The sequence below is a fragment of the Streptomyces sp. NBC_00210 genome (assembly GCF_045160975.1).
GTDB lineage: Bacteria > Actinomycetota > Actinomycetes > Streptomycetales > Streptomycetaceae > Streptomyces.
In genome coordinates this window covers 4,200,378-4,213,837 of record NZ_CP108120.1, presented here as the reverse complement: position 1 = coordinate 4,213,837, position 13,460 = coordinate 4,200,378, and the positions used below count along the sequence as shown (strand labels likewise).

General features: G+C 71.6%; 10 protein-coding genes. 6 read left to right on the top strand and 4 right to left on the bottom strand.

Annotated features, from left to right (window positions below; genetic code table 11):
• Positions 1 to 255: 255 nt before the first annotated feature.
• Positions 256 to 1,032 carry a L,D-transpeptidase family protein gene (locus OG729_RS19030; protein ID WP_360866773.1) on the top strand — a complete coding sequence of 259 codons (777 nt, stop codon included), beginning with the start codon at positions 256 to 258 and terminating at the stop codon, positions 1,030 to 1,032.
• 173 nt (positions 1,033 to 1,205) lie between these two features.
• Here the strand turns inward: OG729_RS19030 and metG are convergent, their stop codons facing one another.
• A complete protein-coding gene (metG, locus tag OG729_RS19025; RefSeq protein WP_405807251.1) occupies positions 1,206 to 2,822 on the bottom strand; it encodes a methionine--tRNA ligase in 1,617 nt (538 codons plus the stop codon).
• 169 nt (positions 2,823 to 2,991) lie between these two features.
• Between metG and OG729_RS19020 the strand changes: the two genes are divergently transcribed.
• A complete protein-coding gene (locus tag OG729_RS19020; protein ID WP_405807249.1) occupies positions 2,992 to 3,645 on the top strand; it encodes a response regulator transcription factor in 654 nt (217 codons plus the stop codon).
• The gene (locus tag OG729_RS19015) at positions 3,642 to 4,736 is read left to right on the top strand and encodes a sensor histidine kinase (protein WP_405807247.1); all 1,095 of its coding nucleotides are present in this window, start codon (positions 3,642 to 3,644) and stop codon (positions 4,734 to 4,736) included. The genes OG729_RS19020 and OG729_RS19015 overlap by 4 nt, the downstream gene beginning before the upstream one ends.
• 192 nt (positions 4,737 to 4,928) lie before the next feature.
• On the opposite strand, the gene OG729_RS19010 is transcribed toward OG729_RS19015, so the two are convergent.
• Positions 4,929 to 6,566 carry a VWA domain-containing protein gene (locus OG729_RS19010; RefSeq protein ID WP_405807245.1) on the bottom strand — a complete coding sequence of 546 codons (1,638 nt, stop codon included), beginning with the start codon at positions 6,564 to 6,566 and terminating at the stop codon, positions 4,929 to 4,931.
• Between the two features lie 308 nt (positions 6,567 to 6,874).
• Here OG729_RS19010 and OG729_RS19005 point away from each other — a divergent pair, with 308 nt between their 5' ends.
• Positions 6,875 to 8,950, top strand: coding sequence for a PhoX family protein (locus tag OG729_RS19005; protein WP_405807243.1), 2,076 nt, complete (start codon positions 6,875 to 6,877; stop codon positions 8,948 to 8,950).
• A gap of 42 nt (positions 8,951 to 8,992) precedes the next feature.
• Here the strand turns inward: OG729_RS19005 and OG729_RS19000 are convergent, their stop codons facing one another.
• Together OG729_RS19000 and OG729_RS18995 are read right to left on the bottom strand one after the other, a co-directional pair.
• A complete protein-coding gene (locus tag OG729_RS19000) occupies positions 8,993 to 9,958 on the bottom strand; it encodes a hypothetical protein (protein ID WP_405807241.1) in 966 nt (321 codons plus the stop codon).
• Between the two features lie 13 nt (positions 9,959 to 9,971).
• Positions 9,972 to 11,468, bottom strand: a complete 1,497-nt coding sequence (locus OG729_RS18995; RefSeq protein ID WP_360877468.1) for an APC family permease — start codon at positions 11,466 to 11,468, stop codon at positions 9,972 to 9,974.
• A gap of 129 nt (positions 11,469 to 11,597) precedes the next feature.
• On the opposite strand from OG729_RS18995, the gene OG729_RS18990 reads away from it, so the two are divergent.
• Together OG729_RS18990 and OG729_RS18985 are read left to right on the top strand one after the other, a co-directional pair.
• Positions 11,598 to 12,014: an RNA-binding S4 domain-containing protein gene (locus OG729_RS18990; protein WP_360877465.1), complete on the top strand. Its 417-nt coding sequence runs from the start codon at positions 11,598 to 11,600 to the stop codon at positions 12,012 to 12,014.
• A 52-nt stretch (positions 12,015 to 12,066) separates the two neighbouring features.
• On the top strand, positions 12,067 to 13,419 hold the full coding sequence (locus OG729_RS18985; protein ID WP_405807239.1) for a flavin monoamine oxidase family protein: 1,353 nt from the start codon (positions 12,067 to 12,069) through the stop codon (positions 13,417 to 13,419).
• The last annotated feature ends 41 nt before the right edge of the window (positions 13,420 to 13,460 follow it).

The window sequence follows — 13,460 nt, the reverse complement described above, 5'->3', positions numbered from 1 at the left end:
GGCAACCCTGGCCGGCGACGGCGACTTCCAGGCATGTGTCGCCGCCCGGAGTGCACCGCACGGATCGGTGTACCCGTCGAGGGCAGGACTCCGCCGTCTTCGTCAGCCTCTGTGTCTCCGGCGACGCCTCACACGCTCTGACCGAAACGCAACGGATGATCTTAAACATCCGATTTGCCGTCGCCGGGGCCGAGGTCGCCCCCACCCCGCCCCGAAGCAGCAGCACGACACGTCCCCGAACTGAAAGGCCCGCACATGTCCCTCCGCACAGGATCGTTCCCGGCGGTCGCCCTGGCCGTTGCCGGTCTGCTGCTCACCGGCTGCGCGGGCGATACCGGCAAGGTGGCGCCGGCGGCCGCGAATGTGTCCCCGAGCGCGAGCGCCGTCGGCAGGCCGGGCCCCGGCAGGCACTCCGGCCCCGAGGCGCTGGCCGGCCGGGCGCGGGAGATCCCCTCTCTCGGACCGGGGATCCGCGCGGAGATCACCCCGGCGAACCGGCAGGCGGTGGTGGTGGTCGGCCAGGGCCCCGATTCCAACCGGTCCGTCGCCGTGCTCTATGAACGTGATCCCGTTCTGGGCTGGCGGCCCGTGTCCGGCGCGTGGCCCGCGCACAACGGGCTGCTCGGCTGGACCGACGACCATGAGGCGGGCGACCGCCGCTCCCCGATCGGGGTCTTCGGTCTCACGGATGCGGGGGGCAGACTGCCCAACCCGGGCACGAGGCTCCCGTACGACGAGGGACCCGACTTCGACGCGCCCGGCACCGGCTTCGAGGGCGAATCCCTGGAGGGGTCCTTCGACCATGTCGTGGCCATCAACTACAACCGCGAGCCCGGGACCACGCCGCTGGACTGGACCCGGCCGCTCGGCGCGGACAAGGGCGGCGGCATCTGGATCCACGTCGACCACGGCGGGCCCACGCAGGGTTGCGTCTCGTTGCCGTTCGACCGGATGGAGCAGCTGCTGCGGTGGCTGGATCCGGCGAAGCGGCCGGTGGTGGTGATGGGCGACGCGGCGGCGCTGGGCGAGTGAGCTGACGCGCCGCATGGCCGCGGGGCGGGGACCGGCGGGTGCGCCGCCCGGTCCCGCCCCGGCCGGGTCTCAGCCCGAAGGGGCCCGCGTGCTGCGGGCCCCTTCGGGATGGCGTGTGCGACGACGTACGCGTACGTACTGGGTTCCGCCCGGCAAGATCGGCCGGACAGGGGCTACGCCTTCTTCGGCTCCTCCAGGCGCGGGAACAGCACCGCACCCTTCGTCACCGTCGCGCCCGGCGAGAGCTTGCCCCACTCGCCCGCGTGCTGGACCTGCTGGTCGGCCAGCGCGCCCAGCGCGGCCTCGGCTCCCAGCGAGTCCCACAGCGCCTGCGAGGTCTGAGGCATCACCGGGTTCAGCAGGACCGCGACCGCCCGCAGGGACTCGGCCGCCGTGTACAGGATCGTCGCGAGACGGGCCTGGCCCTCGGGCGAGTCGTCCTTCGCGACCTTCCACGGCTCCTGCTCCGTGATGTAGCCGTTGACCTGCTTCACGAAGTCGAAGACCGCCAGGATGCCGCCCTGGAAGTCCAGCTCCTCGCCGATCTTCCGGTCGGCCTCGGCGACCGCCTTCGCGAGCCCCTCCTGGACGGCCTTCTCCGCCTCGCCGGAGGCGTCGGCGGACGGCAGCGTGCCGCCGAAGTACTTGCCGACCATCGCCGCGACGCGGGAGGCGAGGTTGCCGTAGTCGTTGGCGAGCTCGCTCGTGTAGCGGGCGGTGAAGTCCTCCCAGGAGAAGGAGCCGTCCTGGCCGAACGCGATCGCGCGCAGGAAGTACCAGCGGTATGCGTCCACGCCGAAGTGCGAGGTCAGATCCTGCGGCTTGATGCCGGTCAGGTTCGACTTGGACATCTTCTCGCCGCCGACCATCAGCCAGCCGTTCGCGGCGACGCGACCCGGCACCGGCAGGCCGTTCGCCATCAGCATCGCGGGCCAGATGATCGCGTGGAAGCGCAGGATGTCCTTGCCGACCAGGTGCACATCGGCCGGGAAGGTCTCGGCGAACTTCACTGGGTTCTCGTTGTAGCCGACGGCCGTCGCGTAGTTGAGCAGCGCGTCGATCCACACATAGATGACGTGCTTCTCGTCCCACGGCACCGGGACGCCCCAGTCGAAGGTCGAGCGCGAGATGGAGAGGTCCTGCAGGCCCTGCTTGACGAAGTTCACGACCTCGTTGCGGGCGGACTCGGGCTGGATGAAGCCGGGGTTGGCCTCGTAGAACTCCAGCAGCTTCGGACCGTACTCGCTGAGCTTGAAGAAGTAGTTCTCCTCCTTGAGGATCTCCACCGGCTTCTTGTGGATCGGGCAGAGCTTCTGCCCGGCGAATTCACCCTCGCCGTCCAGCAGGTCGGCGGGGAGCTTGTACTCCTCGCAGCCCACGCAGTACGGGCCTTCGTACCCGCCCTTGTAGATCTCGCCCTTGTCGTACAGGTCCTGCACGAACTCCTGCACACGGTCCGTGTGCCGCTTCTCCGTCGTACGGATGAAGTCGTCGTTCGCGATGTTCAGATGCTCCCAGAGGGGCTTCCATGCCTCCTCGACGAGCTTGTCGCACCACTCCTGGGGCGTGACGTTGTTCGCCTCGGCAGTGCGCATGATCTTCTGACCGTGCTCGTCCGTGCCGGTGAGGTACCACACCTTCTCGCCACGCTGACGGTGCCAGCGTGTGAGCACGTCGCCTGCGACGGTCGTGTAGGCGTGGCCCAGGTGAGGAGCGTCGTTGACGTAGTAAATGGGGGTCGAGACGTAGTACGCCTTCGCCCCCTGCTTCTCGGATCCAGTGGCCGCCATGGTCGAAATCCTAACGGCCCCGGGAAGGTCGACTCACCCCGATAACTCGAGGCGGGCAGGAGCGGGACAGCCGCCATGGAGAGGTCCGCGAAACATCCGGTCCGGTAGAAAGGCGCATCCTGGGAGAAGCGGCGGCGCGTGGGGGCAGGAGAGCAGGGGGGAAGGCGAGATGCGGGTACTGGTCGCCGAGGACGAGGAAGTCCTGGCCGAGCTGGTCGCCACGGGGCTGCGGCGGGCCGGATTCGCCGTCGACACCGTCTACAGCGGGGACGCCGCGCTCGCCTATCTCGGGCTCCACGACTACGACGTCGTGGTCCTCGACCGCGATCTGCCGCGGGTGCACGGCGACGAGGTGGCGCGGGAGCTGGTCGCCTCCGCGTCGCGCACCCGCATCCTGATGCTGACCGCCTCCTCGTCCATGGAGGACCGGGTGGAGGGCCTGGACCTGGGCGCGGACGACTATCTGGGCAAGCCCTTCGAGTTCCCCGAGCTGGTCTCCCGGGTGCGGGCGCTGCGGCGGCGCAGCGCCCGGCCGGTGCCGCCGCTGCTGGAGCGGCACGGGCTGCGGATGGACACCGTGCGGCGCACGGCGGAGCGGGACGGGCGGGATCTGGACCTCTCCCCCAAGGAGTTCTCGGTGCTGCAGATCCTGCTGGAGGCGGACGGTGCGACGGTCTCGGCGGAGGAGCTGCTGGAGCGGGCGTGGGACGCGCACACGGATCCGTTCACGGGAGCGGTGCGGGTGTGCATGAGCAAGCTGCGCGGGAAGCTGGGGGAGCCGGCGCTGATCCGTACGGTGCAGGGCGTGGGGTACGTCCTGTGATCGGGCCCGGGTCCACGATCCGTACGCGGATCGCGCTTGTCTACGGGGGTGTCTTTCTGGTCCTCGGGGCGTGTCTGCTCGGGATCGTCAATCTGCTCTCCCGGGCCGGTACGGAGGACGAGGTCGCGGCGATCAGGGCGCGCGCGGTGCCCGCGCTGCCGGTGACGGACGTGCGCGGGGGCACGATCGTCCAGCTGACGGACAGCGTCCGGGTCGCGGCGGGGCAGCAGATGCTGATCTGGTCTGCGTTCGCGCTGCTGGGGACGGCGCTGTGCGCGGTCGTGGTCGGGTGGTGGACGGCGGGGCGGGTGCTGCGGCCGGTCCATGAGATGACGGCGAAGGCACGGCGTCTTTCGGAGCGGACGCTGCACGAGAGGATCGGGGCGAGCGGTCCCGACGACGAGCTGAAGGAGCTCGGGGACACGCTGGATGCGCTGCTGGCGCGGCTGCAGAAGGCGTTCGACAGTCAGCGGCGGTTCATCGCCAATGCGTCGCACGAGCTGCGGACGCCGCTGGCCACGCAGCGTACGGCGATCCAGGTCGGCCTGGACGCGGGCTGTTCGCCGGACGAACTGGCCGCCACGAAGCGCGTGTTGCTGGACAACAACCGGCGCAGTGAGCGGCTGATCGAGGGCCTGCTGGTGCTGGCGCGCAGCGAGCGGGGGCTGGCGGAGCGGGAGGACGTGGACCTGGGGGAGGTCGTGTCGGAGGGGGCGGCACGCCACGAGGTGAAGGTGGCGGCGTCCCGGTCCGCCGGGGTGGTGCGGGGGAACCGGCTGCTGCTGGCGCAGCTGGTGGGCAATCTCGTCGCCAATGCCGTGGCGTACAACATGCCGGACGGCTCGGTGGACGTCCGCGTCGAGTCCGGGGTGCTGACGGTGTGCAACACCGGGCCGGTGGTCGCGGCGGAGGATGTGCCGGCGCTGTTCGAGCCCTTCCGGAGAGGAGAGGGGCGGGACCGGATGGGGCCCGGGGCGGGCCTCGGTCTGTCGATCGTCCGCTCGATAGCCGAGGCGCACGGCGGCACGGTGACGGCCGAGCCGGGCCCCGAGGGGGGCTTGGCCGTCACCGTGGTGCTGCCCGTGTCTTAAGGTCCTGTCCTGCCGATCTTGCCGGGCTCGCGTGCCCTGGCACGCACATCTGCTGCGTTGTCGTCAGTCGCCGACGCTCCGCGTCGGCTCCTTCCTCCGCCTTGCATCTGCACGCACCAGACCCTCCCCCTACGCCCTGGGGGCGTGGGGGGACCCCCACTCACTGATCCGGCCTGATCGACCGGACAGGACCTAGGAGCGGGGCCGCCAGGTGGCAAGGACGCCCTCGAACAGCTCGGCGTCGAGGAGCTCGCGGGGCGCGGGGCCGGCGTGGAAGAACGCGGCGTTGTCGGCCTGGAGCTTGCGCAGGTAGTCGAACGCCTTGGCGTCGTACTCGCCGAACGCCACGAACTGCCAGAAGACGGGCTTGTCGGCGGCCGCGGCGAGCGCGGCGGTGGCAGCGGTCTTGGACTCGGGCGCGCCGTCCGTCTGGAAGATCACGAACGCGGCGGCGTCCGGGTCCGCCTTGGCGTGCAGGGCGAGAACCTCCTCGACGGCGAGGTGGTAGTTCGTACGCCCCATGCGGCCGAGACCGGCGTGGAGCTCGTCGATGCGGCCCTCGTACGCGTCGAGGGTGAGCTCGCCGGTGCCGTCGATCTCGGTCGAGAAGAAGACGACGTCGACGGCGCCGTTCTCGGCGAGGTGCGCGGCGAGCGCGAGTGCCTGCTCACCGAGCCCCTGGGCGCTGCCGTCCTTGAAGTACGGCCGCATGGACCCGGAACGGTCCAGCACGAGATACACACGGGCCCGGGCCCCGCTGAGCCCCTGCTTCTTGAGGGCGGCGCCGGCGGCGGCGTAGGCCTCGACGAGCTGGGGCGCGCGGGAGGTGACCCGGGCACGGGAGACGGCGGGCTTGCCGTCCGGGACGGCGGCCTTGGGCGCCGGGTCGGCGGCGGCCGCGTCGGGCTCCGCGGCGGGCTCGGGCTCCGCGGGGGTGGGCTCGTCGGCGGCGGCCGCTACGGGCTCGGCCTCGGGAGCGGCTGCGGCCTCCGGCTCGGTGACCGCTTCGGTTGCTGCGACCGGCTCCTGTGGAGCGGCTTCCGGCTCGGCTGCCGCGGCGGCGGGCTCGGCCGCGGTGTCGGCCTGCGGCTCGACGACCGGCTCGGCGTCCGCCTGCGGCTCGACCGGGGCGGCGGGCTCGGCGTTCGCCGGAGCGGCCTCCGGCTCAATCTCCGCGGCAGCGGGCTCGACCACGGCTTCGGCCGTTGTGACCGGCTCCTCCGGAGCAGCCTCCGGCTCGGCGACGGCCTCCGCGGCCGAGGGCTCAGTCTCGGTGACGGCCGTTTCGGCCACTGGCTCGGGCTCGGTCGCTGCCGCGCCAGCGGGTTCGGCCTCAGCCTCGGGCTCCTCGACCGCAGGCTCCGGCTCGGTCGCGGCCACGGGCTCGGGCGTGACCTGGGCCTCGGGCGAAGCCACCGGCTCCGCGACGCCCTCGGGCTCGTCGACCACCGGCTCGGCTTCGGCGACTGCCACCGGCTCGGTCGTGACCTGGGCCTCGGGCGAAGCCACCGGCTCCGCCGTCTCCTGAGGCTCCGCAGCCGCGGTCTCCGCGGTCGTCGGCTCCGGCTTCGCGGCGGCCTCCGGCTCGGGCGTCGCCTGCCGGGTCCCCGGGGTCGGGTCCGACGAGGACTGGGCCGGGACCCTTGGGGCCGGGTTGTCGAACGCCGCCGAGACCAGGTCCGCCGCCCTCTCCGCCGGGGACGGGGCCGGCACCGTCGCCTTCGTCGGGTCCGTGCGCTCGGTCTGGGGCGGTACGGAGGCTGTCGCCGACTCGATGCGCTCCGAACGATCGCGACCAAACACCTTGCGCAGCAAGCTCCGAATGCCCATGTGCGAGGCCTTTCGCATGAGTTGAGTGCGGTGATTGTCCGTCCTTGGGCCGGGCGTCCAGAGGGTGTCCTGGCCAGGGCGGACACGTAAGGTTAGCCGCCGCCCGCGGCGAACCCCGGCAGGGGCGCCCGCCCGGCCGCCGCACCCTGGGCCCCGCCCCCGCGCGTACACCCCAACCCCGCCCCGGCCGCGCCGGATTCATCCCGCGTTCACCTTGCGGCCGCCACATTGCGCTCGTACACCCCTAACGTCTCAGCCGGACATATTCCGACACCATGTCGGCGCAGGTTGCGCCGTAGGAGGACGAAGTGCGCAAACTGCTGCCGCTGTTGAACACGAACCCCCACCCCGGCGGACGTTCCGCCCTCACCTGCCGGTACCGCTGCGGCGACGCCTGCTTCCACGAGGTCCCGAACACCAGCGACAACGAATATGTCGGTGATGTCATAGCAAGCGCCATATCGAGACGATCGATGATGCGCGCCGCCGCCGTCGTGACCGTCGCCGCCGCGGCCGGTACCGCGACCGTCATCGGCCAGGGCGGTGGCGGTCAGGCCGCCGCCGCGACCGTCGGCGCGGCGGAGCGCCACGGGAACACCGGGCGAGGCGCCCGCGGCCTCCGCTTCAGCCCCGTCGCCCCCAACAAGGACGACCAGGTCACCATCCCCGACGGCTACGCCCAGAACGTCGTCATCCGCTGGGGCGAGCCGATCCTCCGCGGCGCGCCCGCCTTCGACGCCGACAAGCAGAGTGCCGAGGCACAGGCCGGCCAGTTCGGCTACAACAACGACTTCCTCTCCCTGCTCCCCCTCTACGGTGAGCGCGGCCGCCAGGTGCTCGTGGCCAACCACGAGTACACGGACGAAGTCCTGATGTTCAAGGGCTACGACCCGGCCAACCCCACCCGCGAGCAGGTCGAGATCGCCTGGGCCGCGCACGGCCTGGGTGTCGTCGTGGTCGAGGAGGAGCACCGGACCGGCAAGCTCAACGCCGTCACCCGCCACCACCTCAACCGCCGTCTGACGGCCACGAGCGAGTTCAAGCTCACCGGCCCCGTCGCGGGCGGCGCCCTGGTGAAGACCTCCGCCGACCCGAGCGGCACCAAGGTCCTCGGCACGCTCAACAACTGCTCCGGCGGCACCACCCCGTGGGGCACCACCCTCCACGGCGAGGAGAACTTCAACCAGTACTTCGCCAACGGGTCGAGTGCCACGGACAAGCGGTACGGCATCGGAACCGGCGCCACCGAGCGCAAGTGGGAGCGTTTCGACAAGCGCTTCGACGTGGCGCAGGAGCCCAACGAGTCGCACCGCTTCGGCTGGGTCGTCGAGCTCGACCCGTACAACCCGGACTCCACGCCCCGCAAGCGCACCGCGCTCGGCCGCTTCAAGCACGAGGGCGCGCAGCCGCGGCTGACCGACGACGGCCGTCCCGTCGTCTACCTGGGTGACGACGAGCGCTTCGACTACTTCTACAAGTTCGTGTCGTCCAAGCGGATGAAGAAGGGTTCGAGCCGCGCCGCCCGCGAGCACAACCTCACCCTCCTCGACGAGGGCACCCTGTACGTCGCCAAGCTGACCGGCGACTCCCCGGCGGCCGAGATCGACGGCACCGGCAAGCTCCCGAGCGACGGCGAGTTCGACGGCTCCGGGCAGTGGATTCCGCTGGCCACGGCGGGCCCCGAGGGCAGCGTCTCGCACGTCCCCGGCATGAGTGCCGAGGAGGTGTACGTCTTCACCCGCCTCGCCGGCGACAAGGTGGGCGCCACCAAGATGGACCGCCCCGAGGACATCGAGCCGAGCCCGCGCACCGGCCGTGTCTACGTCGTACTGACGAACAACACCGACCGTGGCAAGGCCGGCAAGGCCCCGGCCGACGAGGCCAACCCGCGCAACCTCAACAAGCACGGCCAGATTCTGGAGCTCGCCGAGCACTGGGACGACCCGGCCGGTGACGGCTTCTCCTGGCGGCTCTTCCTGGTCGCGGGCGACCCGGGCGACCCCGCCACCTACTTCGCGGGCTTCCCGAAGGAGAAGGTCAGCCCCATCTCCTGCCCGGACAACGTCACCTTCGACCCGCACGGCAACCTGTGGATCTCCACGGACGGGAACCAGCTGGGGTCCCACGACGGCCTGTTCGGTGTCGCGACCCACGGCGAGCGGCGCGGTGAGCTCAAGCAGTTCCTGACCGTCCCGGCGGGCGCCGAGACCTGTGGCCCGATCGTGCAGGACCGACGGGTGCTCGTCGCGGTCCAGCACCCGGGCGAGATCGACGGTGCGTCCGTCGAGAAGCCCGCGAGCGTCTGGCCGGACGGACCGGGCAAGATCGTCCGGCCGTCGGTCGTCGCCGTCTGGCGCAAGGACGGCTGCGACATCGGCGCCTAGGACTTCGTCGGCGCCCAGGTCTCCACCGGCGTCCAGGACGTCTCATGAGGTGGCGCGCACATGTGCGCGCCACCTCATGAACTCCGCCGCCGCGTCCCCCGTGTACGACCACGGCACCCGCGCCGCCCGTGTCCCGAGGAGTCCGAACAGCCGGCGGGCCTCGTCGTTCAGCCCCGCGTAACAGGCCGCGTGCGCCAGATAGTTGAGCTCCCCGATCTCCTCGGGTCCGGCGGGGCCCGGCGGACGGCCGCCGATCCAGCGGTCCCAGGTGCGCCGTACGTCCGTCACCGCCAGCTCGTGGTGCCAGTGCCGCCCGAAGTCCCGCACCGCAGCGCGACCGCCCTCGGTGGCGTACCGGTACTCCTCCACCCGTGCGATCTGCACCAGAACCTGCAGCGGCGACCCGAGCGGCGCCGCGCCCGCCACATCGCGGGCGAAGTCGTACATCCTGCCGTGTGTGCCGTGCCAGCGCGCCGAGTAGTAGCGCAGCAGCTGTACATGGCCCTCGATGTTGTACGGGTCGCGTCGGCGCAATTCGTCCCACCAGCGCCACAGTTCGCGCCGTGACACCCCCGTCTCGTACAGCCGGGCCACCGTCAGCAGCGACACCCACGGCATCGGATCGGCCGGGTGCACCTCGGCCGCGCCCAGAGCGACCAGCACCGTCGCATCGAGCCGTGCCTCGTCGAGCCCGGACCCGCGGCCCGCCGCGATGACCTGGTGGAAGACCCGTACGACCTCCGTCGCCGCACGCAGCACCGCCGCGTCCGGGTCGCGGGGCTCCGCCGCACGCCAGGTCTCCACCGCAGACGAGCCCGCCGCCGCATGCGAGAGCAGCCGCAGCCGGTGGGTGCGCAGCGGCCAGTCGTCGCCGGTGGCGCGCAGCAGATCCCGTACGCCCTGCCAGCGGCCGATGACGATGTCGTGCACGGCGTCGGCGAGCGGCCGGTCCCCGAAGGCGGGGTCGAAGTCCGGGACGAAACCGCCACGGCGGCGGTGCGCGGCCATCTCCGGCACGTCCTCAGAAATCCGTCGCCAGCGCGTTGTCGGCGTAATCCGTATGCTGGGAAGCGGAGTTGGCGTACTGCTCCTCGGCGGCCTTGGCACGGGTCGCATCCAGCCGTGCGGGACGGTAGTACGAACTCCCCTGCCGCCAGTAGCGGATCATCGGCACCAGACCGGCGGCGAGACCGCCGATGCCGATCGCGATCGAGGCCGCGCTCAGCTCGCCCAGCGCCTCGACCAGGATCCAGAGCATGAACAGCGCCCCGAGCAGCGGCCATACGCCGCCCAGGACGAAGTCCCGTACGGATGCCAGCAGCGTCCTGCGGTATGCGACGACGGCGGCGATGCCCGCGAGCCCGTAGTAGAACGCGATCTGCAGGCCTATCGCGGCGACCGCCGCGGAGAGCACCTCGCCGACCGAACCGAGCGCGGTGGAGGCGACGAACATCGCGAGCGCCACAGCACCGACGACGGCGATCGCGACCCAGGGGGTGTTCCACCGGCGGTGCACGGTGCCGAGCGCCGCGGGCATCGTACGGTCCCGGCCCATCGCGAACAGCGAGCGCGTGACCTGGATCAGGGTGGTCTCCAAGGTGGCGACGGTGGACAGGAGCACTGCCACGACCAGCAGTTTCCCGCCGACGCCGGGCCAGATCGCATCACCGAGCGCGCCCAGCACATTGGCGCCGCCGGCCCGGATCTGCTCGCGGGTAAGGATCATGTTCACGGCGATCGTGAACGTCTCGAAGAGCAGGAAGACGACGCCGACGCCGACGAGCGCGGCGAATCCCGCGGTACGGCGGCTGTCGCGGGTCTCCTCGCTGAGGTTGCTGGTGACGTCCCAGCCCCAGTAGTAGAAGGCGGCGACCAGCGCGCCGGAGGCGAAGCCGGCCGCTCCGTCGAAGTGCGAGAAGCCGAGCCAGGACCAGTCGAAGGCAGTCGCGACGCGGCCCCGCAGGAGTACGGCGACGACGAAGAACAGCAGTATCGCCAGCTCCACGCCGGACATCAGCAGCTGCGCGCGTACGGTCATCCGCGCGCCGCCCAGGACGACGAGCAGCATCGCCAGGAACCAGGCCGCGCCGACGGCTGTTGCGGAGGCGGTGTTGTCGGCGAGGGCGGGGTCGAAGAGCGCGAGCGTCATCGCACCGGCCGGGAGCGAACCCGCCACCATGAAGATGGTCGCGGAGACCACCAGCGCCCAGCCGGACAGAAAGCCCAGGAAGGGATGGAGGGTTCGGGCCACCCAGGAGTAGCTGGCGCCCGCGTTGACGTCGATCCTGCCGAGTCTTCGGAAGGCGAGGACGATGCCGAGCATGGGTATGGCGCAGTAGAGCAGCGCGGCGGGTCCGGCGAGGCCGACGGCCGCGACGAGTACGGCGGTTGTGGCCGCGATGGAGTAGGCGGGGGCGCTGCCCGCGATGGCCATCACGATGGTGTCGAAGGTGCCGAGGACATTGGGCTGAAGCCCTCTGCTGGCTCTGGTGGAGCTTCTGCCGGAGCTACTGCGCATGGGACTCTCCGAATGCCCTCGTGCCGCCTCCGTAAAGGGAGGACGTGCGCATCGTAGTCGGATGTGTGCTCCGTGGTGAGAGGGCGGTGCTCGCCGGTGCGGGCGGCACGGACGGAATAGAGTCGGTGCATGGCTGCAGAGGTTTCGGACGAGCAGGCCGTACGGGTCGACGCCTGGATCTGGTCCGTACGGCTCACAAAGACCCGCTCCCAGGCCGCGTCGGCATGCCGGGCCGGCCATGTCCGGGTGAACGGCGAACGGGTCAAGCCGGCGCACCCGGTGCGCGCGGGTGACCAGGTGCGGCTGTTCCACGCGGGCCGGGAACGGCTGGTGGTCGTCTCGAAGATCGTCCGCAAGAGGGTGGGCCCACCGGTGGCGGCCCAGTGCTACGTGGACAACAGTCCGCCGCCCCCACCGCGGGAGTTCGTGGCCCCGGCGGCGGTACGGGACCGGGGCGCGGGCCGGCCGACCAAGCGGGACCGCCGCGAACTGGAACGCCTCCAGCGCGCTGCGTCGGACGGGTTCTCATCCTCCTCGGGTGGGTGACCCGCCGCGCGTGACCGGCGGCGGGCGGTAAAGCTGCACCCGGAGGTGAGCCATGGAACGCCGGGATGCGGACGTGTGCGTGGTAGGTGCGGGTTTCGCCGGTCTGGCCGCCGCGCGGCAGCTGGCAGGGGCCGGCCGCGAGGTGGTGGTGCTCGAGGCCCGGGACCGGGTCGGCGGGCGGGTGTGGAACCGCGAGCTGCCCGAGGGCCCGGTGATCTCGGCGGGCGGCTCCTGGCTGGGCAAGGGGCAGGAGCGGATGTTCGACCTCTGCCGGGAGGTCGGCCTGGAGGTGTACCCGCAGTACGAGCAGGGTGATCAGATCCTGCGCCTGGACGGCGTCAACCACCGCTACCGGGGGCTGATCCCCAAGATCGGACCGGCGGCGGTCGCTTCACTCGGCGTGGCGTTCATGCGCCTGGACCGGATGGCGCGGCGGCTTCCGGCCGACGCCCCCTGGCGGGCACACGGCGCCCGGGCACTGGACGCCCGCACGCTCGGGGAGTGGCTCTCCAACCCGGTCAACCTGCCCTCGCCCACGGCCCGCACCCTGGCAAGGGCCTCGATGAACCTGGTGTTCTGCGCCGACCCGGCGGAAGTCTCGCTGCTGGGGGCGCTGGTCCAGGCCCGTGGGGGCGGCGGCTTCAGCTACTACACCGACAGCCGGCGGACCGAGACCCACCTGGTGGACGGCGGGGCGCCGGAGCTGGCCCGCCGGATGGCCGAGCGCCTGGGGGATGCGGTTCATCTGTCCTGCCCGGTCCGGCAGATCACGCACAACGGGACGGACGTGGAGGTCCGCTGCGACGCGCTCACCGTGCGGGCGGGGCGGGTGATCGTGGCGACGCCACCCCTGCTGGCCGGCCGGATCGCCTTCGATCCGCCGCTGCCCGCCGACCACCACCATCTCCTGCAACGGGTGGTGCCCGGGGCGGTCTTCCGGGTGCACACGGTCTACCCGGAGCCGTTCTGGCGGGAACAGCACCTGTCGGGACAGACGCTGGCGCCCCAGTCGCCCGTCTCGGTCACCATCGACCAGACGCCGCGCTCGGGACGGCCGGGGGTGCTCAGCACCTTCGCGTTCGGCCCCGGCGCCCTGGAGATGGGACGCCTGGAGCCCAAGGAGCGGCGGGACGTGTGGCTGAAGGCGCTCGCCGAGCGGTTCGGCCCGCAGGCTCAGTCCCCCACCGGCTACCTGGAAACCGACTGGTCCGCCGAGCCGTGGTCGCTGGGCGGGATGGTCGGCCACTTCCCGCCGGGCGCGCTGACCAGTTACGGCCCGGCACTGCGCCGGCCGGTGGGGCGGATCCACTGGGCGAGCACGGAGACGGCGACGCTGATGCACGGGCTGATGGAAGGGGCTGTGCGCTCGGGCGAGCGGGCGGCCCACGAGGTGCTGGCGCTCTGATCGGGCGTGGCTCCCGCTACGGCCGGCGGGTTCGGCCCCCG

Bases quoted from the DNA above. Each gene is read 5' to 3' on its own strand.
- OG729_RS19000 (WP_405807241.1), bottom strand. From the start codon at position 9,958: ATGGCCGCGCACCGCCGCCGTGGCGGTTTCGTCCCGGACTTCGACCCC.
- OG729_RS18985 (WP_405807239.1), top strand. From the start codon at position 12,067: ATGGAACGCCGGGATGCGGACGTGTGCGTGGTAGGTGCGGGTTTCGCC.
- OG729_RS18990 (WP_360877465.1), top strand. From the start codon at position 11,598: ATGGCTGCAGAGGTTTCGGACGAGCAGGCCGTACGGGTCGACGCCTGG.
- metG (WP_405807251.1), bottom strand. From the start codon at position 2,822: ATGGCGGCCACTGGATCCGAGAAGCAGGGGGCGAAGGCGTACTACGTC.
- OG729_RS19030 (WP_360866773.1), top strand. From the start codon at position 256: ATGTCCCTCCGCACAGGATCGTTCCCGGCGGTCGCCCTGGCCGTTGCC.
- OG729_RS19010 (WP_405807245.1), bottom strand. From the start codon at position 6,566: ATGGGCATTCGGAGCTTGCTGCGCAAGGTGTTTGGTCGCGATCGTTCG.
- OG729_RS19020 (WP_405807249.1), top strand. From the start codon at position 2,992: ATGCGGGTACTGGTCGCCGAGGACGAGGAAGTCCTGGCCGAGCTGGTC.
- OG729_RS18995 (WP_360877468.1), bottom strand. From the start codon at position 11,468: ATGCGCAGTAGCTCCGGCAGAAGCTCCACCAGAGCCAGCAGAGGGCTT.